Source organism: Larkinella ripae (assembly GCF_054780775.1).
This window is the reverse complement of sequence record NZ_BAAGVR010000023.1, coordinates 288,491-307,452: the sequence shown is the minus strand read 5'-3', so window position 1 is coordinate 307,452 and position 18,962 is coordinate 288,491. Positions and strand designations below refer to the sequence as shown.

Sequence of the window (18,962 nt, the reverse complement as noted above, 5' to 3'; positions counted from 1 at the left end):
AGGTAATGGATACAGCCTTACGTTTCAACCCCCCAGCCCCCAAATCGCCCCCACCACGGCGGCCACGGCCACCAGCAGCAGGGGGAAGATCCAGATCTGGGTATCGGCATTAAAGCGGGCTAATTTCTGAAACATTTTCATAGCTGATTGCTGTAATGTAACTTTGCGGTAAAATATCCCTCCCCTACTATGAACGTCACTGTTAAGAACAACGGCACACCGCTGCCGGTTGTTGAGTGCGATGGACTGGCCCCGACGCGCCTGGTGCTCGATGAAGCGGCCCAGACCTATACCGTTGAGACACCCGGCGGCACGGTCGCCTTGACCACCGAGCGCATCAAGGGGGAGTTGGTATTCACCTTTAAAATTGACGGTGCCCCCGCCCTCTCCGGCACCACCGCTGCGCTGGTTGACTTCTTGCGCGCCGGCCGCGATGTAGCCACGCTAGGCGGCATCTTTGCCCGGAGTCTGGCCCTGTAACCGCTTTCGTTTCAAATGCTCCTCGAGTACCCCCGGCGCATCAGCAATGTATTTGGCCTGGGTAGATACATTGCTGTGGGCTCCGCTGTTTTTCAGCACCTCGGGCGAGGCTCCCTCCTTGGCCCGGTTAGTCATCCCGCTATCGCGCCCCATGCCGAATTGCAGCCGCAGCGGGGTTCCATCGTCCTTTTTAAGTTTGAGTAGTTTGCTAACCGATTTCAAGACGGTCGAAAAGTAATTGGCGCTGCGGTAGATCAACCCGTTGACTCCGGCGTATTTAGCCAGCAGCCGCTCGGCGCGGGGCGTAATATCGGCGGTGATCATCAAGTCAATGCCGTGCTGCTTTTTTCGGGGGTGGTGGATATAGCGGATGCCGCTTTCAAAGGTATGGATCTTCATCACCGGCAGGTTCATGTAATCAGCGTAGTGCAGACAGAGCTCCCCGGCAATCAGCCAACAGTCCAGCGGAAACCGGAAGTGTTCGGGCAATTCCACGGTTTCCAGGTAATCCAGCATTTCTACGCTCAGGGGTTTGGGTTTGGGTTTCTGTCCTATTTTCTTGCGACCAGCCGGGGCGGGGTTGGTAGCGATGTATTCCTTATCGATGGCGTACTCGCAGAGCATTCCCAGAAAGCCCTGCGTCTTGTGGATGGTAGAGGATTTGTACCGGGTGCCAAAATGTGGCACCGGCTGCTTAAGGAGCCACTCTTTGAACTCAGAGAAGAAACTGCGCCGAAGATCCTTCACCAGCAATTTTTCTTCCCGGCGGAATTGCAGAAACTGGTAAATGCGGTTCCAGGATGCGATGTTGGCATCGTAGGTGTTCTGGCTCACCTGGTCCTCGGTGCGGGTGTACTGGTTGTCATTGACCAGACTTTTGCGGAAAGTAATAAACTCTTCGTAAACTTCCTTCAGCGTTTTGTCTTTGCCGGCCGACTTTTCGTCTAGGTAATCCTGAGTGGTTTTCTCCCACATGGCAGCCGCCCGGCGAAATTCCTCTGCCTGCTCGCCCATGTGCCGAAGCAGGGAAAGTTCGGTGTCCTGGGCACAGAGCAGGAGCGTCAGCCCGTGAATAACCGGCGCGGTTAAGGGCCGCTTTTCACGGACCAGCCGTAGCTGGGCGTTTTCAAACTCGCGCTCGTACTGCTCAATCTGGAGTTTTAGTTTGCGGTGAAAGTCCAGCGAGGGATCGTAAACCATCGTTCCGTCGTCAAGCGGGCGGTTAGGCTTCTTACGCGCCGGGATGTGGAGGATGTCCCAGGTGTCGCGGGTGGTTTTAATCTCGGTGGAGTACGGGCCGAACATCGATTCAGTGCGGCCCATCTTCTGAAAGATGGTTACAGCAATGATGCCGGGGAGCGGCTGGCCACTTTTGAGTTTGGCGCGCGTCTTTCTGAACTTAAAGGCGCAGCGCATTTGAAGCTGGTGAAGCAAATAGTAAGACATACAGTTTCCGGGTGTGATAGGCGTTGACAGAGCCGGAAACTTGCAAAAAAATACTCAAACAAAACAGGTACTTACCAGGCAGTAGGAAGGTGACGTATAGGGGTCTTTTTGAATAATTTACAGAAGCGGCAAAAAAAATTCGCAAGAAACACATGGTGCTTGTTGTATAAATTCATTAACCGAAAAGAACGGGAAATTTCGGGGTACGCAAAATTTAGCTTTGGTCTAAATAAAAATCATTAGCCAGTTTTGCGGTAACTAAATTGGTACTTGGGGTGGTAACCAGAACAATCGGGGCAGCGGCCGGGCAAAAACGCGGTTTAGGGAAAACCGGGGCGTATAATCGGAGTGGTTAGAAACTATTTGGGATTCTGTTGGGAAATCTCATGCTCCTGTTTTTATTTTGAGCAAATTTAATCAAAAACAATCAATACTAATCATGAACAACTCACGCGTTCAACTTCTCAAGCAGGAAATATTATCTGACAATTGGTATGTGCTAAGAAAGGTAACATTTAATTATTTACGAAAAGACGGGGTGTGGGAAACGCAGTCGCGGGAAGCGTATGATCGCGGAAACGGCGCCACCATCCTGCTTCATAATCCGGAAAAAAACACGATCATCCTGACCCGTCAGTTCCGGATGCCCACGTATGTGAATGGGAATGCCAGCGGAATGCTCATCGAAGCCTGCGCCGGTTTACTGGACAATGACAATCCGGAAGACGCTATTCGCCGGGAAACCGAGGAAGAAACCGGTTTTGTGGTCACCAACATCCGCAAAGTGTTCGAAGCCTATATGAGTCCGGGTTCGGTAACCGAAAAGCTGTATTTTTTCACCGCCGACTATTCTGACCTGACGGAGAAACGGATTGGGGGCGGAATCGACGAAGAAGAAATCGATGTACTGGAAATTGCCCTACCGCAGGCCATGGAGATGATTGCCCGGGGCGAGATTGTTGATGGAAAAACGATCATGCTTATCCAGCATGTCTATATTCAACACCTCCGGGCGGTTTAGCAGCAATAGTTCAGAAAATAGTTACGGTGGGTAGCGTATGCGGCTACTTAAGAAAAAGGCCCCAACCTCCCATCAGCACGTCCTTCTCACCGGAGGCTGGAGCCATCAACAAGTGTACGGGGGTAATAAATTTCGAATCAACAGTAGACACGACGGGCGTTCCGGCGGATTACGGGAGGTAAACCGCTGAGGTAAAAGTCACCAATGGGCTGGTCCCAGACCTGATTAAAGCGCTCAACAACCAGCTTATCGCTAACTTTGTCCTTATTGGATGAATTTAATTTATAAAGTTCATCGCCCACAATACAGGAAAGGCAGAAAAATTCGTCGTACTTCATGTAGATAGGAAATTTTATGGAACAAAATTAGCCCAGCGCCATTAAAATGGGGTGTAATTCAAATTAAACCGTACTTAAAAATGAACTAAATCGGCACTCAGTCATTAAAACGGGATTAAAATATGATCTTTCTAACCTTTGAACATCTCTAAAAAGTACAAAACTATAGTTTGGTAAAGGCAAAAAGTTGGTGAACGGGGAGCCAAGGAACGCGAAATTTTGTTAAACCGGTAGCAACTATCCTTATAATGCCATGCTGGCTTTCCCGGAAACGTACATCGACATGCTCCGCTCGTTGATCGTCCTTCGAAAATACGTTAAGCTGTTTTATTTCACGGATTTGAATGAGTTGTTATCGGTCACGTCGATTCTGACGGCTCTGCATTCCGGCCCGGACGGAGATTCGGTTGTCCTGGCTTCGGGCGAGTCCATTCCAATCCAGCGGCTGGTAAACGTCAACGGGGTGTATGCACCGGGTCACGAAGACTACCAAAGCTGTCTGGATTGCCGCATTTAAAGGCCAGATTGAGACTATCAGATTGACTTGTGACCTGGAGAAAAAACCGGAATTCAGTCTGTTCCTGGTGCTTTGACGGGCAATTTGTAGCCGACTTTCCATAAAAAAACATATAAAAATTTGGATTGGATTTCAAAAATCTTGTCCTTTATACAAATTTTTCAATCATAATTCAATGCAAACAGGAGTAGTAAAATTTTTTAATGAAACCAAAGGATACGGTTTCATTAAGCCTGACGCCCCAGGTGAGGACATTTTTGTACACTCGACGGGCCTTGTTGATCAAATCCGGGAAAACGACAAAGTAAGATTTGAAGTGGAACGGGGGAAAAAAGGTCTGAACGCTGTAAACGTAGAACTGGTATAATCGAAAGATAGAGCCGTTTTAGTTACAAGAGAAAAACATGCCTTCGGCATGTTTTTTTTTGCCCTGACAACGAATGCATTATCCCTACGATTCGGTTTTTATCCCGGTTTTGTATTGAAAACCCGGCCTTTCCTCGTTTTTTTGCGGCTTCAATCCGCCATTTCCCTGCATGAATCCAACCCAGCAAACCGGTACGTTATCGGCCCGCATTGCCGCCCTGCTCAACCTCACGGCCCGCCAGGTGGTCAATACCATGCAGCTTCTCGACGATGGAGCCACCGTTCCGTTCATTGCCCGCTACCGCAAAGAAGCCACTGCCCAGCTGGACGAGGTGCAAATCGGTGCCATCAAAGATTGGTACCAGAAATTGCTTGAGCTGGACAAACGCCGTGAGACGATTCTGAAATCCATTACCGATCAGGGAAAACTAACCGCCGACCTCCGCCAAAAAATCGAAGCCGCCGACTCGCTCACCGAGCTGGAGGATTTGTATCTGCCGTATAAACCCAAACGGAAAACCCGGGCGACGCTCGCCGTTGAAAAGGGACTTGAGCCGCTGGCGAAACTGCTTTTTGGTCAGCGGGAAAACGACGTAGAACGCCGGGCCGCTGCGTATCTGACCGAGCAGGTTGCGACGGTTTCGGACGCTTTGCAGGGCGCCCGCGACATCATGGCCGAGTGGATCAGCGAAAGTGCCGAAGCCCGCCAGCGCATCCGGAATCTGTTTGAACGGGAAGCCATTCTGCGCTCAGTGGTAAAAAAGGACAAAGAAACCACCGGAATTAAATACAAAGATTATTTCTCGTTTGCCGAACCGCTCCGGCGGATACCCTCCCACCGCTTGCTGGCCATCCGGCGCGGAGAAACCGAGGGCATTCTGGCGGTCAGTATTGCACCCGACGAAGAAACCGCCCTGGAACGGCTGGACCGCCAGTTTCTGCGGTCTGGCCATTCAGAAAGCATTGACCAGGTGGCGATTGCCATAAAAGACAGCTACAAACGGTTGATCAAACCGTCGCTCGAAACCGAGTTTGACAACGTTTCCAGGCAGAAGGCCGACCAGGAAGCCATCAAGATTTTTGCCGACAACCTGCGGCAACTGCTGCTTTCTCCGCCCCTCGGTCAGCAGCGGGTGTTAGCCATTGACCCCGGTTTTCGGACGGGCTGCAAAGTGGTTTGTCTGGACGCGCAGGGCAATCTGTTGACCAACGACGTGATTTATCCGGACACCCGGCGCGAACAGGCCCAGCAGACCTTGCTGAAACTGGTGGCTCAGTACCAGATTGAAGCCATCACGATTGGAAACGGAACCGCCGGGCGCGAAACCGAAGATTTTGTCCGCAGTTTGACTTTTGGCAAAACCGTGCCACTATTTATGGTGAGCGAACAGGGGGCATCGATTTATTCGGCTTCCGAAGTCGCCCGGCAGGAGTTCCCGAATCAGGATGTAACCGTACGGGGTGCCATTTCCATCGGTCGCCGGTTGATGGACCCGCTGGCCGAACTGGTCAAGATCGATCCAAAGTCGATTGGGGTCGGTCAATACCAGCACGATGTGGATCAGACCGAACTGAAAGACAGCCTGGATCGGGTTGTCGAAAGCTGCGTGAACCAGGTGGGCGTTTCGCTCAACACGGCCAGCAGCCATTTGCTGCGCTATGTTTCCGGTTTGGGTCCGCAACTGGCGCAAAACATTGTTGAATTTCGGACTCAGAACGGGGCTTTCCAATCCCGCGACCAGTTGAAAAAAGTGCCCCGGCTGGGGGCCAAAGCGTTTGAACAATGCGCCGGTTTTCTGCGAATCGACCAGGCTAAAAATCCGCTCGACAACAGTGCTGTCCATCCCGAAAGTTACCCGGTGGTGGAGCGCATGGCCCGCGACCTGAAATGCACGGTTTCGGATTTAATCAAAAAAACCGACCTTCAAAAGCAGATTAAGCCCGAATTGTACGTTACGGAAACAGTGGGATTGCCGACGCTGCGCGACATTCTGGCGGAACTCGAAAAACCGGGTCGCGACCCGCGCCAGCAACTCGCCGTGTTTGAATACGACGAACGCGTCCGGAAACCGGAAGATCTGCGCGAAGGTATGCTCCTGCCCGGGGTCGTAACGAATGTAACCGCTTTTGGCGCTTTTGTTGACATTGGTGTCAAGCAGGATGGACTGGTGCACATTTCGCAATTGGCCAACCAGTTCGTTGCCGATCCGCGTCAGGTTGTCAGTGTCCATCAAAAAGTTCAGGTGAAGGTGCTGGAAGTCGATTTGCAGCGCAAGCGTATTGCCTTAACGATGAAAATTTGATAGCTTACCATTGGTTATTTACTTGCCGCGTACCTGATGCAACAAACTAGGATCAGAACTTTCATCCGCCCCTGGTGGCCTGCCGCTCTGCTGGCGTTGACTTTGTCGTCCTGTTCATTCTTCAAAACCTCGCATTACGTGCCGCCCGCCCAGCGAAAAACCGCCCGGCCGGCGGTCGCCAATCGCAAGGCCCCGGTGGCCAAACCCCTGAAAAACGTCGATACCCGAACCTACCAGCAGGGCTACGTTCCCCAGGTTGTCAAAATCGCCCGAACCTACACCGGGACGCCCTACCGCACCGGCGGCACCACCTCGGACGGCATGGATTGCTCCGGACTCATTTTTGCCTCGTTCAACACGGTTGGCCTGCAGATGCCGCGCGTTTCCTGGCAGCAGTCGGAAGTGGGTTACGAAGTTGAAGTCCCGCAGATTCAGGCGGGGGATCTGCTCTTTTTCGTGCCGGACGACGGCAAATCCGGTTACGTATCGCATACCGGAATTGTAACCGAAGTACACGGCCCGGCTGATATCCGGTTTATTCATGCCTCCTCCTCGCGCGGGGTGCGGGAAGACAATCTGTTTTCCAATTACTTCAAAGGCCGGTTTGTGAAAGCGGTTCGTCCTTTTTAACGATTTTTTTCCAGAAACTCGGCGGCCATCTCCAGCGTTTTCAGGTACGAATAGCGGGGTGGCGTATACGCCAAGGAGGTATTGCCGGAGCGGAACTCTTCCAGTACTGTTTCCAGCGGAATAAACCGCAAATCAGCCACTTCGTCGTCCTGCATCACAAACTGAGCAAGCGCCCGATCGGTCTGAAACAAATAGACCGCAGCGTGTTCGCGGTCATTCAGCGAGACGGTTTCGTCGATGACCACCACATCGACAACGCCCAGAAACTGCAATTCATCCGCCCGGGGCCGAACCCCAATTTCCTCTTCCACTTCCCGAATGGCGCACTGTTCGTAACTCTCGCCCGGATCAACGTGACCACCCACGCAAACATCCCAAAAATTAGGCAGCACCTTCTTATCCGGATGCCGCAGACTGAGCAAAACTTCATTTTGCGCGTTCAGAACAACAATTTCGGAGGTGCGGTGCCAGTCGCCGTCCCGGTGGACTTCGCGCTTGGGTTTGGTAGAGCCCAGCGGCTGGTTTTGGTCATCAAATAGTTCAAGCCTGGGCATAAAAAAACCGGGTGACTGCGGCTTTTAATTTTTCTGGAAGTGTCCCTCCCCGCTGGTCCGCAGCAGCGCAAAGATGGTCATTTTTTGAAAACCGTACCTAAAAAACCGGCACCAATCGCTGACTGGTTTTGATTACCGCAGCAGCACTTCGTCGATAAAACCGTATTCTTTCGCTTCCTCCGCTTTCATCCAGTAATCCCGGTCGGCGTTGCGTTCGAGTTCTTCGACCGTCCGGCCGCTATGACGCGCCATAATTTCGTACAGTTCCTGCCGCAGAATGACGATTTGCCGGGCGGTTATTTCAATATCCACAGACTGGCCCTGCGCCCCGCCGTGCGGCTGGTGGATCATGACGCGGGCGTGGGGCAGCGCGGACCGTTTGCCGGGCGCCCCGGCACAAAGCAAAACCGCCCCAAAGGAAAGCGCTACGCTGGTGCAGATGGTGGCCACGTCGGGCCGGACGTACTGCATGGTGTCGTAGATGCCCAACCCGGCGTAAACCGATCCGCCGGGGCTGTTAATATACAGCAGAATATCCTTCTTGGCGTCCGCCGATTCCAGAAACAGCAACTGGGCGATGATGATGTTGGCCAGGTTATCGTCGACGGCCGCTCCCAGAAACACAATGCGATCGGCCATCAGGCGCGAAAACACGTCTACTTCCCGGAAGTTCATGGGCCGCTCTTCAATAACCGCCCGGGTCATGTTTTCGACCTGATGCAAATACCGGTCGACGCTGAGGCCGTTGAGATTTTGTCCGTGCACGGCGAATTTACGGAACTCCCTTCTGCTAAGTTCGGGGTAATACATAAGCAATGAAAATTACGGATGAAACTGGTTTGAAAAGGCATGGCGTAGCCACTGGCTCATGAAAAGCCCTTATAAACGCCTAGAAAAGTGTACGGATTCAGCGAACCGGTTCAGCCAAACAGGCGGAGGTAAATCGCATCCAGCTCCCGGCGAAGCTGCTGCCGGCCGGCCAGCCGAAGCGCCTGATAAGCCCGTTTCTGAGCGGCCAGATTTTGCTGCCAGTCCTGATTCCACAGCAACCGGATCGACACCTCCTGACGCTGGTCTTCGTCCAGCGTGCCTTGCAGGTACGCTTCCAGTAGTTTGACTTCCTCTAATTCAGGGCGCATGGCGATCAGGATTTGAAATTTTCGGGCGAAAGATGACGGACGGTTTTGCGCAATCGTTCCAGGCATTTGTACTTCTGCACGGTGGCCGAACGCACGGTCTGGTAGCCCTGTCGGGCGGCAATCTGCTCCAGGCGGTGGCCCCAGTAATAAAAGCTCACCAGAATGGCTTTACAGGATTCGCCCAGTTGCTCCACAAAGGCCATGAGCTTCAGGGCGGCCGGTTCGTCGTCCGCTTCGGGCTCCCCCCAAACCGCTTCGACCTGGCTTTCCGTCAGCGGCATTTGGCGCGTCCGCTTCGTGATTTCCTGCCGCCAGAGGTTTTTGCAAATGCCCATCAGGTAGGTGCTGACCGACGACGTCAGGACGAGGTGGTCCTGTACGGTTTTTTCGTAAAACCGGATCAGGGCTTCGTGAAATAGATCTTTCGCATCCTCTTCCGAACCGCCGTGTTCGCGAACGTAATGCCGGACCATCGGGTAGGTTTGGGCGTAGAGCTGCTCCAGCGTTCGCGCCCGGTCGGCCAGCAGGGCCGTCTCCATCGAAATGCTTTCGGTTAACTGCATACGGTTTTTAGGGGTTTATCGAAAAAAAGGGGAAGTATCACCCAAGGGTACGAAAAAAAAGAGAAGTCCGAAAAACCGCCCAACGAAAAAGCCCCAAATCCGGCGGATTCGGGGCTTTTGAAAAAACCGGGTGGAGATAGTCGGATTCGAACCGACGGCCTCTACAATGCCATTGTAGCGCTCTAGCCAACTGAGCTATACCCCCGTTTTTGGTGGTGCAAAGATGAAGAAAAACTCCTGAAAAACCAATACGGTTTTTAAAGATTTCCCTTACTGTTCCACCATTTCAGCATCGGCGATGATGTAATTCAGTTCGTAAATGTTATCAGCGTTCAGTTTGAGCGTGCCCCGGAAGGTCCGGCGCTCATCGGTTTTAAACTTCAAACCATTTTTTTTGAACTTCAGCGACACGACCGATTCCGGACCCGCCCCACCGCAGAAGAAACAGGCGCTGTACGGAAACGCCGACAGCACGTAGGTGTTCGACTCCATATCCACCGGAAGCACGTAACCCGTCAGTTCGACCGGTTTACCGCTCAGTTTCTGAATACCCGCCCCAAACGTTGGATAAAGCATATAAACCGACTCTTCCGGATACCATTTTTTCTTAAAAGTTACATCGCGCAGGGTTTCCCACGACAGTTTTACCGGTTCTGCAACGGTGGTCGCCAGCCGCCGTTCGGCATGGTTACCCGGCGTAAAAGCCGCTAAGGTTAAGAATCCCAACAGAGCGATGAAGCTGATATTTTTTTTCATGATGGAGGTCGCGTTCAGATATTTACAAATCTACGTCGTTTTGCGTTTTAAAAACAACTGTCTGCGGGGTTTGGTTCGGGTTTTTCGGCGCTTCAATCAGAAGTTACCGTTTTCCCCCTTCTCCTATCATAATTTTTGCTACCTTTACTCTAATCAACGTGGTTGCCTACTAAAACCGTGTCGGAAGTAACAAACGTTATACCTCAGAACAATCAGCCTTCGGCCCGCCATTTTAACCGCCTGTTCCTGATCACCTTAGTGTTCATTGCAGTGTTGTTGACGGGTGCCGAAATTGTGACCCAGTATCAGACCCGACGCGAAGCCGAACGGGTCATGGTCATCCGAATGGCTTCAGCCCAACGTCATCACAGTCAACGGTTGGTTAGTAAGGTTCTGCTGCTCAGCCGCCCGGCCGAGCACGACCGGTTTCAGAACCACCTGGCCGAAATCAAGACGCTGTTTTCCACATTCGAAAAAAACCAACTGCATATTGAGCAGGGAACGGTTCCCGGGTATCCGGTGCTGTTGCAAAACAGCGACAGCGTAAAAGTCCGCTACCAGACGCTGGAGCCCTATTACTTTGGTTTTCGGTCCAGCATGCAGCAGATTATCCAGCAGGCCGAACAGGCCAAAAGTCCGGAAGAGTTTGCCAGGAACCTTGATCTGACCGCCCTGATGAGCAACGAATCGCCCTTTCTGGAAAAGATGGATGCGGTGGTTCAACAGTATACGCAGGAAACGCTGACGAACGTGGAGCATACGCGGCTGCTGGAATTTGTGATTTACCTGTTTACGGTGCTGGCCCTGGTATTTGCGGGCTGGTTTATTCTGCGCCCGGCGGTCAACAAATTCGAGGGTATCATTGTCCAGCTGGTGGAAGCCGAAACCCGCACGGCCACCACCAACCGCAAGCTGCTTTCGTTGAACCGGGCCCTGAAAGAAACCCGGCAGCAGCTTTTTGACGCCACCCGGCAACAGTACCAGCAGCAGATGGATGAGCAGAAACTGCGGACGTCGTATCTGGTGGCGGGTCAGGAAGAAGAACGGAAACGGCTTTCGCGCGAATTGCACGACGGAATTGGCCAGATGCTGACGGCCATTAAATTGCAGGTAGAAAGCTTTCAGAAAAGTCTGAGCGACAAGGAGAAGGAAATCAAAAGCTTTGTGGTGCTGAAAAACCTGATCGCGCAAACCATTCAGGAAACCCGGAATGTTTCGAACAACCTGATGCCAACGGTACTGAGCGATTTCGGGTTGATTCCGGCGGTGAAGATGCTGGCCGACATTCACGACAAAGACAGCAAAACCGACATCATTTTTCACACGAATCTGACCAATACCCGGCTGGATAAAAGTGTGGAAATTGGCGTATACCGCATCGCCCAGGAAGCCGTCAGCAATGCACTCCGGCACGCCGAGCCCACCCAGATAACGATCGACTTGTTTGAAAAGGACAATTACTTACATTTGATTGTTAATGACGACGGCAAAGGGTTCCGGATTCACCGAAGTCGGAAAGAAGACAGCAAACGACCTTCGCAGGGCATTCACAATATGCACGAACGGGCTGCGTTGATTAACGGAAAGTTTAAAATTTCATCCGCGCCCGACAAAGGCACTAAAGTACAAGTAAGTATACCTTTTAAACTTGCGCACCAGGAACATGAGTACACTCAAATTGATGCTGGTTGATGACCACTCGATCGTCCGTAACGGAATTCGCTCCCTGCTGGAACAAAACGATGAATTTGTCATCGTGGAGGAAGCCGGCGACGGCGAAGAAGCCCTTGAAAAACTAAAATCCCAGCAACCGGATGTGGTCTTGATGGACATTTCACTCCCCGGCATGTCAGGCATTCAGACGACGCAAATTATTTCGCGATTGTATAAAAACATCAAAACCCTGATGTTGTCGATGCACAATAACGAGGATTATATTCTTCGTTCCGTTGAAGCCGGTGCGTTTGGGTACATTCTGAAAGACTCGTCGAGCGATGAAATGATGAAAGCCCTCCGCACCATCGCCAGCGGAGAAAAGTACTTCAGCTCGCCGGTAGCCACCATTATTCTTAACGGCTACATGCAGCAAATGAAGAAAACCGAACGGACCAGCAAAGTCCGGCGCTCCAAGTTGTCCAAGAAAGAAAAAGAAATTCTGCAATTTCTGGTGGACGGCATGAGCAGCCGCGAGATCGCCGAAAAACTCCAGCTTTCGGTCCGGACGGTCGACAACCACCGCGCCAACATGATGCGCCGGCTTCAGGTGAAAAATGCTGCCGAGCTGGTCAAAATGGCCGTTGAAGAAAAATTAATTTAACCTTCCTTAGTAGATTTCGTGAACGGCCCTGTTTAGACTATACGTCTGAATACAGGGCCGTTTTGGTATGCACTCATAAATTCTATGGATATTGTATAGATCTGCACACGCCGTTGAACTAACCGTCAGAAAACCGGTTTATTAGATTGACATGCAGTAATCTTTTTGTTAGTCCTGCATTTTCTCTTTCATATAACCAACAAACCATTTTACGTATGGCACTCCGACTAGGCGATGTTGCTCCGGATTTTACGGCTGAGACCACCGAGGGCACAATTAATTTTCACGAATGGCTGGGCAATTCCTGGGGCCTGCTTTTTTCACACCCGGCGGATTTCACCCCGGTTTGTACGACCGAGCTGGGTCGCACGGCCAAATTGAAGGACGAATTCGAAAAGCGGGGTGTCAAAGTGCTGGCCGTCAGTGTCGATCCGCTCGAATCGCATACCGAGTGGGTAAAAGACATTAACGAAACCCAAAACACGACAGTTAACTTTCCGATGATTGCCGACAAAGACCGGCAAGTTGCCGAATTATACGATATGATTCATCCGAATGCCACCGAAAAAGCGACCGTTCGTTCGGTTTTTGTGATTGGCCCGGATAAAAAAGTCAAGCTGACACTGACCTATCCGGCTTCGACCGGGCGGAATTTCCTGGAAATTCTGCGGGTCATCGACTCCCTGCAACTCACGGCCAATTATCAGGTAGCCACGCCCGCCGACTGGCAGCAGGGCGATGATGTGATTGTTGTTCCGGCGGTGAGCACGGAAGATGCCGTGAAGAAATTCCCGAAAGGCGTCAACGTCATTAAACCGTATCTGCGAACTACTCCGCAACCCAATCAATAAGATAGGGAGGATAAAAAGAGGAAGGGAGGAAAGGAAGAAGGTCATAAACCTTCATCTTTCCTCCCTTTTTTCGTTGTACTTCCTCCTTTTCTGCTTTCTCTTTCCTTCTTTTTTGGAAATTTGCCTCACTATTTGGAACATTCTTTCTCCGTAACAGTTTGTTTTGTGTAATCAAAGTTAAACAACGTTATGAATGTTTTAGAACGCGATCATCCGAAAGGATCGGTAAAAAATCCGAATCCCCAACACAAAGAAGGGCCCGTAGCCGAAGCTATCGAGGAGCAAACCGCCAAAATACCGTCCGACGTTTTCCTGTGGGCGGCCCTGGCGTCGATGGGTGTTTCCCTGTTTTATAAGTTTCAGAGCGAAAATGACAAAGCCCTGTTTGTCGGTCAGTGGGCCGCACCGTTTTTGTTATTAGGATTGTATAACAAAATTGTGAAGCTCGAAGGACACGATTAAGCCCTTCAAAGGCCAAAAGCAAGAGAGGACGAAAGAAGAAACCGGGTTTAATTTCCCGTTCTTCTTTCGTCCTCTCTTGCTTTTTTCTCCTTACTTTTGCCCAGTATGGGTCAGCTCGTTTTGTTTATATACCGGAAAAGGAGATTGCTACTCTGGCCGTTTCTGGCGCTCTGCGTATTGCTGACCGGATTGTGGTACTTCCGTTCGCTGGAGAAAGTCAATGAATTACAATGGCGGTTTGTGAACGGCTACGGCATTCGGATGCCCCTCAAATACACCATTCACGGCATCGATGTTTCCCACCACAACAGCCGAATCAACTGGAAACGCGTTTGCCAGCCGCAGGCCGACGGTCTTGCCCTGCAATTTGTTTTTGTGAAAGCTACTGAGGGCGCCACGCTGGTTGACCGGCGGTTTAAACACAACTGGCAGGAAGCCCGAAAAGCGGGCCTGAAACGAGGAGCATACCATTTTTATCACCCCAAACGTGACCCCGAAAAGCAGGCCAGCAACTTCATCAAAACCGTATCGCTCCAGTCCGGCGACTTTGCTCCCGTGCTGGACCTGGAACGCAACGACAAAGGCCGGGTTCCGGCCGATCAGTTGATTGCCGATATCCGGATCTGGCTGGAGCGTGTCGAAGCGCATTACGGCACAAAACCGATCATCTATGTCAATCGGCATTTTTATATGCTCTACATTGCCAATAATTTTGATGAATATCCCCTCTGGATTGCCGATTATTCATCCGATCACCCGCATAAGTTTAAGGCCGATCACTTGTATTTTTGGCAACACAACGAAAAAGGCTCGGTCGACGGCATTCGGGGCAAGGTCGATTTTAACGTTTTTGTCTGCGAGCCCGAACGATTGAACGAAATTTGTCTTTGAACCCAACTCCCATGTTACCGACCCATTCTTTCCTCAAACTGCCTGCTTACCAGCAACTCCAAAACCACTACCAGCAGATCAAAGACCGCCATCTGCGGGACTTGTTTGCCGAAAATCCGAAGCGGTTTGACCACTTTTCGCTGCGGTTTGACGATATCCTGGTTGATTTTTCCAAAAACCGGATTGACAACGAAACCCTGACGCTGCTGCGTCGGCTGGCGGGCGAAGCGGGTATTTACGAAGCCATCGAAAAGATGTTTTCGGGCGACCGCATCAATGTTACCGAAGACCGGGCGGTTTTGCACGTCGCGCTCCGAAACCGCTCGAACACGCCTGTGGAGGTTGACGGAAAAGATGTGATGCCGGAAGTGAACGAGGTACTCGCAAAAATGAAGAGTTTCGCCGACCGGATTGCGTCGGGTGCGTGGAAAGGCTACACCGGCAAACCGATCACCCAGCTGGTTAACATCGGCATCGGGGGCTCGGACCTGGGCCCGGTCATGGTGACGGAAGCGCTGAAACCGTACGCCGTTCAGAAAAACGGAAAACCGCAGTTGCAGGTTTACTTCGTGTCCAATGTCGACGGGGTACACATTTACGAAACCCTGCAACAACTCGACCCGGAAACGACGGTGTTCATGATTGCCTCGAAAACCTTCACCACGCAGGAGACGATGGCAAACGCCCATTCGGCCCGCGACTGGTTTCTGGATCACGCCCACGACGAAGCGGCAGTTGCCAAGCATTTTGTGGCGATTTCAACCAATAAAACCGAAGTCGAAAAATTTGGCATCGACCCCGAAAATATGTTCGGGTTCTGGGATTGGGTGGGCGGCCGGTATTCGCTCTGGTCGGCCATCGGCCTGTCGATTGCCTGCTACATCGGTTTCGAAAATTTCGCCGAGCTGCTGGAAGGCGGTCACGCGATGGATCAGCACTTCCGAAACACGCCCCTGGAAGAAAACATTCCGGCCACGCTGGCCCTCATCGGCATCTGGTACAACAATTTTTTCGGGGCCGAATCACACGCGATTTTGCCCTATGACCAGTACATGCACCGGTTTGCGGCCTATTTTCAGCAGGGCGATATGGAAAGCAACGGCAAGTCGGTGGACCGCAACGGGGAGCCGGCGGCCTACCAGACCGGCCCGGTCATCTGGGGCGAACCCGGCACGAACGGCCAGCACGCTTTTTACCAGTTAATTCACCAGGGAACCAAGCTGATTCCCTGCGATTTTATTGCTCCGGCCATCAGCCACCGCCCGCTCGGTGACCACCACCAGATGTTGCTTTCCAACTTTTTTGCCCAAACCGAAGCCCTGATGAACGGCAAATCCGGGGAGGAAGTGGTGGCCGAACTGGTCAAATCCGGGAAGAGCCAGGAAGACGTTTCGTTGCTGATGCCCTTTAAGGTTTTTTCGGGCAACCGACCAACCAATTCGATTCTGGTGAAACAGATTACGCCCCGCACGCTCGGCAGCCTGATCGCCATGTACGAACACAAGATTTTCACGCAGGGCGTCATCTGGAATATATTCAGTTTCGACCAGTGGGGGGTCGAACTGGGCAAGCAACTCGCCAGCCGAATTCTGCCCGAATTGGCCAACGACCAGCCAGTTTCGTCGCACGACAGCTCAACGAATGGACTGATAAATTATTACAAAGATTTACGGGAGTCGTAAACAATCCAAGTTTCCCGTTGTTAAAGAGGTGTATGATTCACATACACCTTTTTTTTATACAACTTCAACAACGTTATAATCATGAAACGCAACAGTACAATGCTTGCGCTTTGCCTGCTGGGAACGTGGAGCGCCTTTGCTCAGGGAATTTCGTCAGATACCACGAAAGTACAATCGACGACGACAACTACGACGATTACGGAAACCGGAACCGATACGACACTTCGCACCAATTCGACGAATGCCTCCATGAGCACTCCGTCGACGACCACAACCACACCGACGAACAGTTCTTCGTATTCAACGACACCGAGCACGAACAGTTCCTATTCCAGCTCAAGCACGGAATACAGCGGTCGCCAAAGCCGTCCGCGGGCCGAGAAACCGTATAAAGCATTTACCGGCGGTTTTTACGTAGGGGCCAACACGACCCGCTACCGGGGTGAAGACATCGACGGCGACAATCCGTCAGGCCGTCTGGGTTACCAAATCGGTGCTTTTGTGCGGGGTGGTGGCCGGTTATACGGACAATTGGGTGTAGAATATTTTGCATCCAGCTCCAACTACTTCCGCCCGGGCGATGGCTCTACGCTGCAGGATATTTCGGGACGGATTGACACCAAATGGCTGCAAATTCCAGTCCTGGTTGGTGTAAAACTAGCTCAATCGGAGCGCGGTATCTCGGCAGTACGGCTGGGAATTGGAGCTGAATATGCTAACCGGTTAAGCGGTAGCAACAGCATTGACATTGATAATGACGAAATCAAGAGCGGAACGTTCCTGGGCCTGGCCAATTTGGGCTTCGATATTGGTCCCGTCCTAATTGACATCATGTATCACCACGGGTTCTCTGACGCAATTGGCGGATTCAACAATTCACAACGTCGCTCCCTGGGCCTGAATGTAGGCTTTAAGTTCTAAGTAGAGTGCTGTTTTAAGTGTAAACGGTGCCACGGCTCAAATTCGTGGCACCGTTTTTTGTTATAACCGGGCCGCTTCCTGCGCTAATTTCTCCACAATTTGGAACGCGGTGAGCTTCTCCTGTTCGCCCGTTACCATATTTTTCAGCGCGAGCTGGCCGGTTTGCAGTTCTTCCGAGCCAATCAGAACTACATACGGAATCTGTTTCGCGTTGGCGTAATCGAGTTGCTTTTTCACCTTGGCCGCATCAGGATACGCTTCGGCGGCAATATTGCCGGCGCGCAATTGCGTCAGCAGCGGCAAACCCAGCGAGCGGGCTTCCGAATCCAGGTGAACCACCAGCACCTGCGTCGATTGCAAGCCGGTTTCCGGAAACAGTTTCAACTCCTCCATCACATCGTAAATCCGGTCGACGCCCAGCGATATGCCGACACCCGACAGCCCCGGCATTCCGAACGCACCCGTCAGGTTATCGTACCGGCCACCTCCACTGATGCTGCCAATCTGCACCCCGTTGGCCTTCACCTCAAAAATAGCCCCGGTATAATACGACAGACCACGCGCCAGGGTTACATCCAACTGCATTTGGGCATTCGCCAGCCCATATTGACCCACCAGCGTCCAGACCTCCTCCAGTTCGGCCACGCCTTTCAGACCCACTTCCGAACCGGCCAGCCAGGTCTTCAATTGCGTAAAGGCGGTTTTTGCGTCTTCCGGGAACAGGAACATGGGCGTCAGCTTCGCAATTGAATCGTCCGAAAAACCGCGTTGTTTCAGTTCTTCCACCACCTTTTCCTGCCCAATTTTATCGAGTTTGTCGATGGCAACGGCCAGCGGTCCCTCCTGCCCTTCCGCCCCCACCACCTCGGCAATACCGGTCAGAATCTTCCGGTTGTTGATTTTCACCGTAAAATCCTGAATTCCCAGATTTCGCAGGCTCTCGTGCAGCATCAGCACAATTTCAGCTTCGCACAGCAGCGAATCCGTACCGACCACGTCCGCGTCACACTGCACAAACTCCCGGTAACGCCCTTTCTGGGGACGGTCGGCGCGCCAGACCGGCTGAATCTGGTACCGCTTGAACGGCATGGTCAGGAGGTGGCGGTTCATCACCACGTAGCGCGCAAACGGCACGGTTAAGTCGTAGCGCAGGCCTTTTTCCGAAATTTTCAGGGTTAACTTCCGGGCGTTTTCCTGCCAGTCATTATCGGTCAGGCCATTTGAAAAATCACCGGAATTGAGAATTTTAAACAAGAGCTGGTCGCCTTCTTCACCGTATTTTCCCATCAGAACCGACAGGTTTTCCTGGGCTGGCGTTTCGATAGGTTGAAAGCCGTAGCGCCGGAAGGTTTGCCGGATGGTTTCCAGCAGAAAAAGCCGTTTGCTCATTTGTTCCGGCCCAAAGTCGCGGGTCCCGCGGGGTACACTCGGTTTTTGCATGGCGCAAAAATACTAAGCCGGATGATTTGAAAGTTGATTTTCTGCGGGATTTCCGCTAATTTTGCGGACCAATTGGAATAAATAGACTAATTCATACAATTATGGGAGTTACAGCGCTGAAACGCAAAGACCAGAAAAATAAAGCCCGGGCTAACAATAAAATCGCACGCATCAAGCAGTTGCTGCGTCGTCCGGATATCAAAAATGTGGATGTTGACGCCATCAAGGCTTCTTTTGCCGACAAGAAGAGCCAGACCGAAGCGTAAGCCCAGGCCTAGCTCTGAG

Annotated in this window: 22 protein-coding genes and 1 tRNA gene; 14 read left to right on the top strand and 9 right to left on the bottom strand. The window is 51.8% G+C overall.

Annotated features, from left to right (window positions below; all coding sequences use genetic code 11):
* The first annotated feature begins 189 nt into the window (after positions 1 to 189).
* A complete protein-coding gene (locus ACYVHX_RS18700; RefSeq protein ID WP_460673195.1) occupies positions 190 to 480 on the top strand; it encodes a hypothetical protein in 291 nt (96 codons plus the stop codon).
* Here ACYVHX_RS18700 and ACYVHX_RS18695 read toward each other — a convergent pair.
* Entirely contained in the window at positions 445 to 1,926 is a 1,482-nt protein-coding gene (locus ACYVHX_RS18695; RefSeq protein WP_460673194.1) for a phage integrase SAM-like domain-containing protein, read from the bottom strand. The genes ACYVHX_RS18700 and ACYVHX_RS18695 overlap by 36 nt on opposite strands.
* Positions 1,927 to 2,365: 439 nt before the next feature.
* On the opposite strand from ACYVHX_RS18695, the gene nudK reads away from it, so the two are divergent.
* Positions 2,366 to 2,947, top strand: a complete 582-nt coding sequence (gene nudK, locus ACYVHX_RS18690; protein ID WP_460673193.1) for a GDP-mannose pyrophosphatase NudK — start codon at positions 2,366 to 2,368, stop codon at positions 2,945 to 2,947.
* A gap of 137 nt (positions 2,948 to 3,084) precedes the next feature.
* Here the strand turns inward: nudK and ACYVHX_RS18685 are convergent, their stop codons facing one another.
* The gene (locus tag ACYVHX_RS18685) at positions 3,085 to 3,285 is read right to left on the bottom strand and encodes a hypothetical protein (protein ID WP_460673192.1); all 201 of its coding nucleotides are present in this window, start codon (positions 3,283 to 3,285) and stop codon (positions 3,085 to 3,087) included.
* 253 nt (positions 3,286 to 3,538) lie between these two features.
* Here ACYVHX_RS18685 and ACYVHX_RS18680 point away from each other — a divergent pair, with 253 nt between their 5' ends.
* The 4 genes from ACYVHX_RS18680 to ACYVHX_RS18665 all read left to right on the top strand — a co-directional run bounded on the left by ACYVHX_RS18680 (position 3,539) and on the right by ACYVHX_RS18665 (position 7,101).
* Positions 3,539 to 3,802, top strand: coding sequence for a hypothetical protein (locus tag ACYVHX_RS18680; protein WP_460673191.1), 264 nt, complete (start codon positions 3,539 to 3,541; stop codon positions 3,800 to 3,802).
* A 175-nt stretch (positions 3,803 to 3,977) separates the two neighbouring features.
* The gene (locus ACYVHX_RS18675; RefSeq protein ID WP_154177296.1) at positions 3,978 to 4,169 is read left to right on the top strand and encodes a cold-shock protein; all 192 of its coding nucleotides are present in this window, start codon (positions 3,978 to 3,980) and stop codon (positions 4,167 to 4,169) included.
* Positions 4,170 to 4,338: 169 nt separating this feature from the next.
* Positions 4,339 to 6,471, top strand: coding sequence for a Tex family protein (locus ACYVHX_RS18670; protein ID WP_460673190.1), 2,133 nt, complete (start codon positions 4,339 to 4,341; stop codon positions 6,469 to 6,471).
* A 36-nt stretch (positions 6,472 to 6,507) separates the two neighbouring features.
* Positions 6,508 to 7,101 (top strand): C40 family peptidase, encoded by a 594-nt coding sequence (locus ACYVHX_RS18665; protein ID WP_460673189.1) that lies wholly within the window; start codon positions 6,508 to 6,510, stop codon positions 7,099 to 7,101.
* Here the strand turns inward: ACYVHX_RS18665 and ACYVHX_RS18660 are convergent.
* The 6 genes from ACYVHX_RS18660 to ACYVHX_RS18635 all read right to left on the bottom strand — a co-directional run bounded on the left by ACYVHX_RS18660 (position 7,098) and on the right by ACYVHX_RS18635 (position 10,113).
* Positions 7,098 to 7,655, bottom strand: a complete 558-nt coding sequence (locus ACYVHX_RS18660; RefSeq protein WP_460673188.1) for an NUDIX hydrolase — start codon at positions 7,653 to 7,655, stop codon at positions 7,098 to 7,100. The two genes, ACYVHX_RS18665 and ACYVHX_RS18660, sit on opposite strands and share 4 nt — an antisense overlap.
* Positions 7,656 to 7,787: 132 nt before the next feature.
* Positions 7,788 to 8,465 (bottom strand): ClpP family protease, encoded by a 678-nt coding sequence (locus tag ACYVHX_RS18655; RefSeq protein ID WP_460673187.1) that lies wholly within the window; start codon positions 8,463 to 8,465, stop codon positions 7,788 to 7,790.
* 110 nt (positions 8,466 to 8,575) lie between these two features.
* Complete coding sequence (locus ACYVHX_RS18650; protein ID WP_460673186.1) at positions 8,576 to 8,794, bottom strand: hypothetical protein; 219 nt, start codon at positions 8,792 to 8,794, stop codon at positions 8,576 to 8,578.
* A 5-nt stretch (positions 8,795 to 8,799) separates the two neighbouring features.
* On the bottom strand, positions 8,800 to 9,357 hold the full coding sequence (locus tag ACYVHX_RS18645; RefSeq protein WP_460673185.1) for an RNA polymerase sigma factor: 558 nt from the start codon (positions 9,355 to 9,357) through the stop codon (positions 8,800 to 8,802).
* Between the two features lie 131 nt (positions 9,358 to 9,488).
* Positions 9,489 to 9,562 (bottom strand) — tRNA-Ala (locus ACYVHX_RS18640).
* A 65-nt stretch (positions 9,563 to 9,627) separates the two neighbouring features.
* Positions 9,628 to 10,113, bottom strand: coding sequence for a DUF3299 domain-containing protein (locus tag ACYVHX_RS18635; RefSeq protein ID WP_460673184.1), 486 nt, complete (start codon positions 10,111 to 10,113; stop codon positions 9,628 to 9,630).
* A 177-nt stretch (positions 10,114 to 10,290) separates the two neighbouring features.
* On the opposite strand from ACYVHX_RS18635, the gene ACYVHX_RS18630 reads away from it, so the two are divergent.
* The 7 genes from ACYVHX_RS18630 to ACYVHX_RS18600 all read left to right on the top strand — a co-directional run bounded on the left by ACYVHX_RS18630 (position 10,291) and on the right by ACYVHX_RS18600 (position 17,237).
* Entirely contained in the window at positions 10,291 to 11,805 is a 1,515-nt protein-coding gene (locus tag ACYVHX_RS18630) for a sensor histidine kinase (RefSeq protein ID WP_460673183.1), read from the top strand.
* A complete protein-coding gene (locus ACYVHX_RS18625; protein ID WP_460673202.1) occupies positions 11,795 to 12,430 on the top strand; it encodes a response regulator transcription factor in 636 nt (211 codons plus the stop codon). Before ACYVHX_RS18630 ends, ACYVHX_RS18625 begins: the two co-directional genes overlap by 11 nt.
* Positions 12,431 to 12,645: 215 nt before the next feature.
* Positions 12,646 to 13,281, top strand: a complete 636-nt coding sequence (locus tag ACYVHX_RS18620) for a peroxiredoxin (protein WP_460673182.1) — start codon at positions 12,646 to 12,648, stop codon at positions 13,279 to 13,281.
* 189 nt (positions 13,282 to 13,470) lie between these two features.
* Positions 13,471 to 13,743, top strand: coding sequence for a hypothetical protein (locus ACYVHX_RS18615; RefSeq protein WP_460673181.1), 273 nt, complete (start codon positions 13,471 to 13,473; stop codon positions 13,741 to 13,743).
* Between the two features lie 105 nt (positions 13,744 to 13,848).
* Positions 13,849 to 14,634: a glycoside hydrolase family 25 protein gene (locus tag ACYVHX_RS18610; protein WP_460673180.1), complete on the top strand. Its 786-nt coding sequence runs from the start codon at positions 13,849 to 13,851 to the stop codon at positions 14,632 to 14,634.
* Between the two features lie 11 nt (positions 14,635 to 14,645).
* Positions 14,646 to 16,316, top strand: coding sequence for a glucose-6-phosphate isomerase (pgi, locus tag ACYVHX_RS18605; protein WP_460673179.1), 1,671 nt, complete (start codon positions 14,646 to 14,648; stop codon positions 16,314 to 16,316).
* An 81-nt stretch (positions 16,317 to 16,397) separates the two neighbouring features.
* On the top strand, positions 16,398 to 17,237 hold the full coding sequence (locus ACYVHX_RS18600) for an outer membrane beta-barrel protein (protein ID WP_460673178.1): 840 nt from the start codon (positions 16,398 to 16,400) through the stop codon (positions 17,235 to 17,237).
* A gap of 60 nt (positions 17,238 to 17,297) precedes the next feature.
* Here the strand turns inward: ACYVHX_RS18600 and hisS are convergent, their stop codons facing one another.
* Positions 17,298 to 18,677: a histidine--tRNA ligase gene (gene hisS / locus ACYVHX_RS18595; RefSeq protein ID WP_460673177.1), complete on the bottom strand. Its 1,380-nt coding sequence runs from the start codon at positions 18,675 to 18,677 to the stop codon at positions 17,298 to 17,300.
* 101 nt (positions 18,678 to 18,778) lie between these two features.
* Between hisS and ACYVHX_RS18590 the strand changes: the two genes are divergently transcribed.
* Positions 18,779 to 18,943: a hypothetical protein gene (locus tag ACYVHX_RS18590; RefSeq protein WP_460673176.1), complete on the top strand. Its 165-nt coding sequence runs from the start codon at positions 18,779 to 18,781 to the stop codon at positions 18,941 to 18,943.
* Positions 18,944 to 18,962 lie beyond the last annotated feature (19 nt).

Bases quoted from the DNA above. Each gene is read 5' to 3' on its own strand.
- ACYVHX_RS18700 (WP_460673195.1), top strand. From the start codon at position 190: ATGAACGTCACTGTTAAGAACAACGGCACACCGCTGCCGGTTGTTGAG.
- ACYVHX_RS18695 (WP_460673194.1), bottom strand. From the start codon at position 1,926: ATGTCTTACTATTTGCTTCACCAGCTTCAAATGCGCTGCGCCTTTAAG.
- nudK (WP_460673193.1), top strand. From the start codon at position 2,366: ATGAACAACTCACGCGTTCAACTTCTCAAGCAGGAAATATTATCTGAC.
- ACYVHX_RS18685 (WP_460673192.1), bottom strand. From the start codon at position 3,285: ATGAAGTACGACGAATTTTTCTGCCTTTCCTGTATTGTGGGCGATGAA.
- ACYVHX_RS18680 (WP_460673191.1), top strand. From the start codon at position 3,539: ATGCTGGCTTTCCCGGAAACGTACATCGACATGCTCCGCTCGTTGATC.
- ACYVHX_RS18675 (WP_154177296.1), top strand. From the start codon at position 3,978: ATGCAAACAGGAGTAGTAAAATTTTTTAATGAAACCAAAGGATACGGT.
- ACYVHX_RS18670 (WP_460673190.1), top strand. From the start codon at position 4,339: ATGAATCCAACCCAGCAAACCGGTACGTTATCGGCCCGCATTGCCGCC.
- ACYVHX_RS18665 (WP_460673189.1), top strand. From the start codon at position 6,508: ATGCAACAAACTAGGATCAGAACTTTCATCCGCCCCTGGTGGCCTGCC.
- ACYVHX_RS18660 (WP_460673188.1), bottom strand. From the start codon at position 7,655: ATGCCCAGGCTTGAACTATTTGATGACCAAAACCAGCCGCTGGGCTCT.
- ACYVHX_RS18655 (WP_460673187.1), bottom strand. From the start codon at position 8,465: ATGTATTACCCCGAACTTAGCAGAAGGGAGTTCCGTAAATTCGCCGTG.
- ACYVHX_RS18650 (WP_460673186.1), bottom strand. From the start codon at position 8,794: ATGCGCCCTGAATTAGAGGAAGTCAAACTACTGGAAGCGTACCTGCAA.
- ACYVHX_RS18645 (WP_460673185.1), bottom strand. From the start codon at position 9,357: ATGCAGTTAACCGAAAGCATTTCGATGGAGACGGCCCTGCTGGCCGAC.
- ACYVHX_RS18635 (WP_460673184.1), bottom strand. From the start codon at position 10,113: ATGAAAAAAAATATCAGCTTCATCGCTCTGTTGGGATTCTTAACCTTA.
- ACYVHX_RS18625 (WP_460673202.1), top strand. From the start codon at position 11,795: ATGCTGGTTGATGACCACTCGATCGTCCGTAACGGAATTCGCTCCCTG.
- ACYVHX_RS18620 (WP_460673182.1), top strand. From the start codon at position 12,646: ATGGCACTCCGACTAGGCGATGTTGCTCCGGATTTTACGGCTGAGACC.
- ACYVHX_RS18615 (WP_460673181.1), top strand. From the start codon at position 13,471: ATGAATGTTTTAGAACGCGATCATCCGAAAGGATCGGTAAAAAATCCG.
- ACYVHX_RS18610 (WP_460673180.1), top strand. From the start codon at position 13,849: ATGGGTCAGCTCGTTTTGTTTATATACCGGAAAAGGAGATTGCTACTC.
- pgi (WP_460673179.1), top strand. From the start codon at position 14,646: ATGTTACCGACCCATTCTTTCCTCAAACTGCCTGCTTACCAGCAACTC.
- ACYVHX_RS18600 (WP_460673178.1), top strand. From the start codon at position 16,398: ATGAAACGCAACAGTACAATGCTTGCGCTTTGCCTGCTGGGAACGTGG.
- hisS (WP_460673177.1), bottom strand. From the start codon at position 18,677: ATGCAAAAACCGAGTGTACCCCGCGGGACCCGCGACTTTGGGCCGGAA.
- ACYVHX_RS18590 (WP_460673176.1), top strand. From the start codon at position 18,779: ATGGGAGTTACAGCGCTGAAACGCAAAGACCAGAAAAATAAAGCCCGG.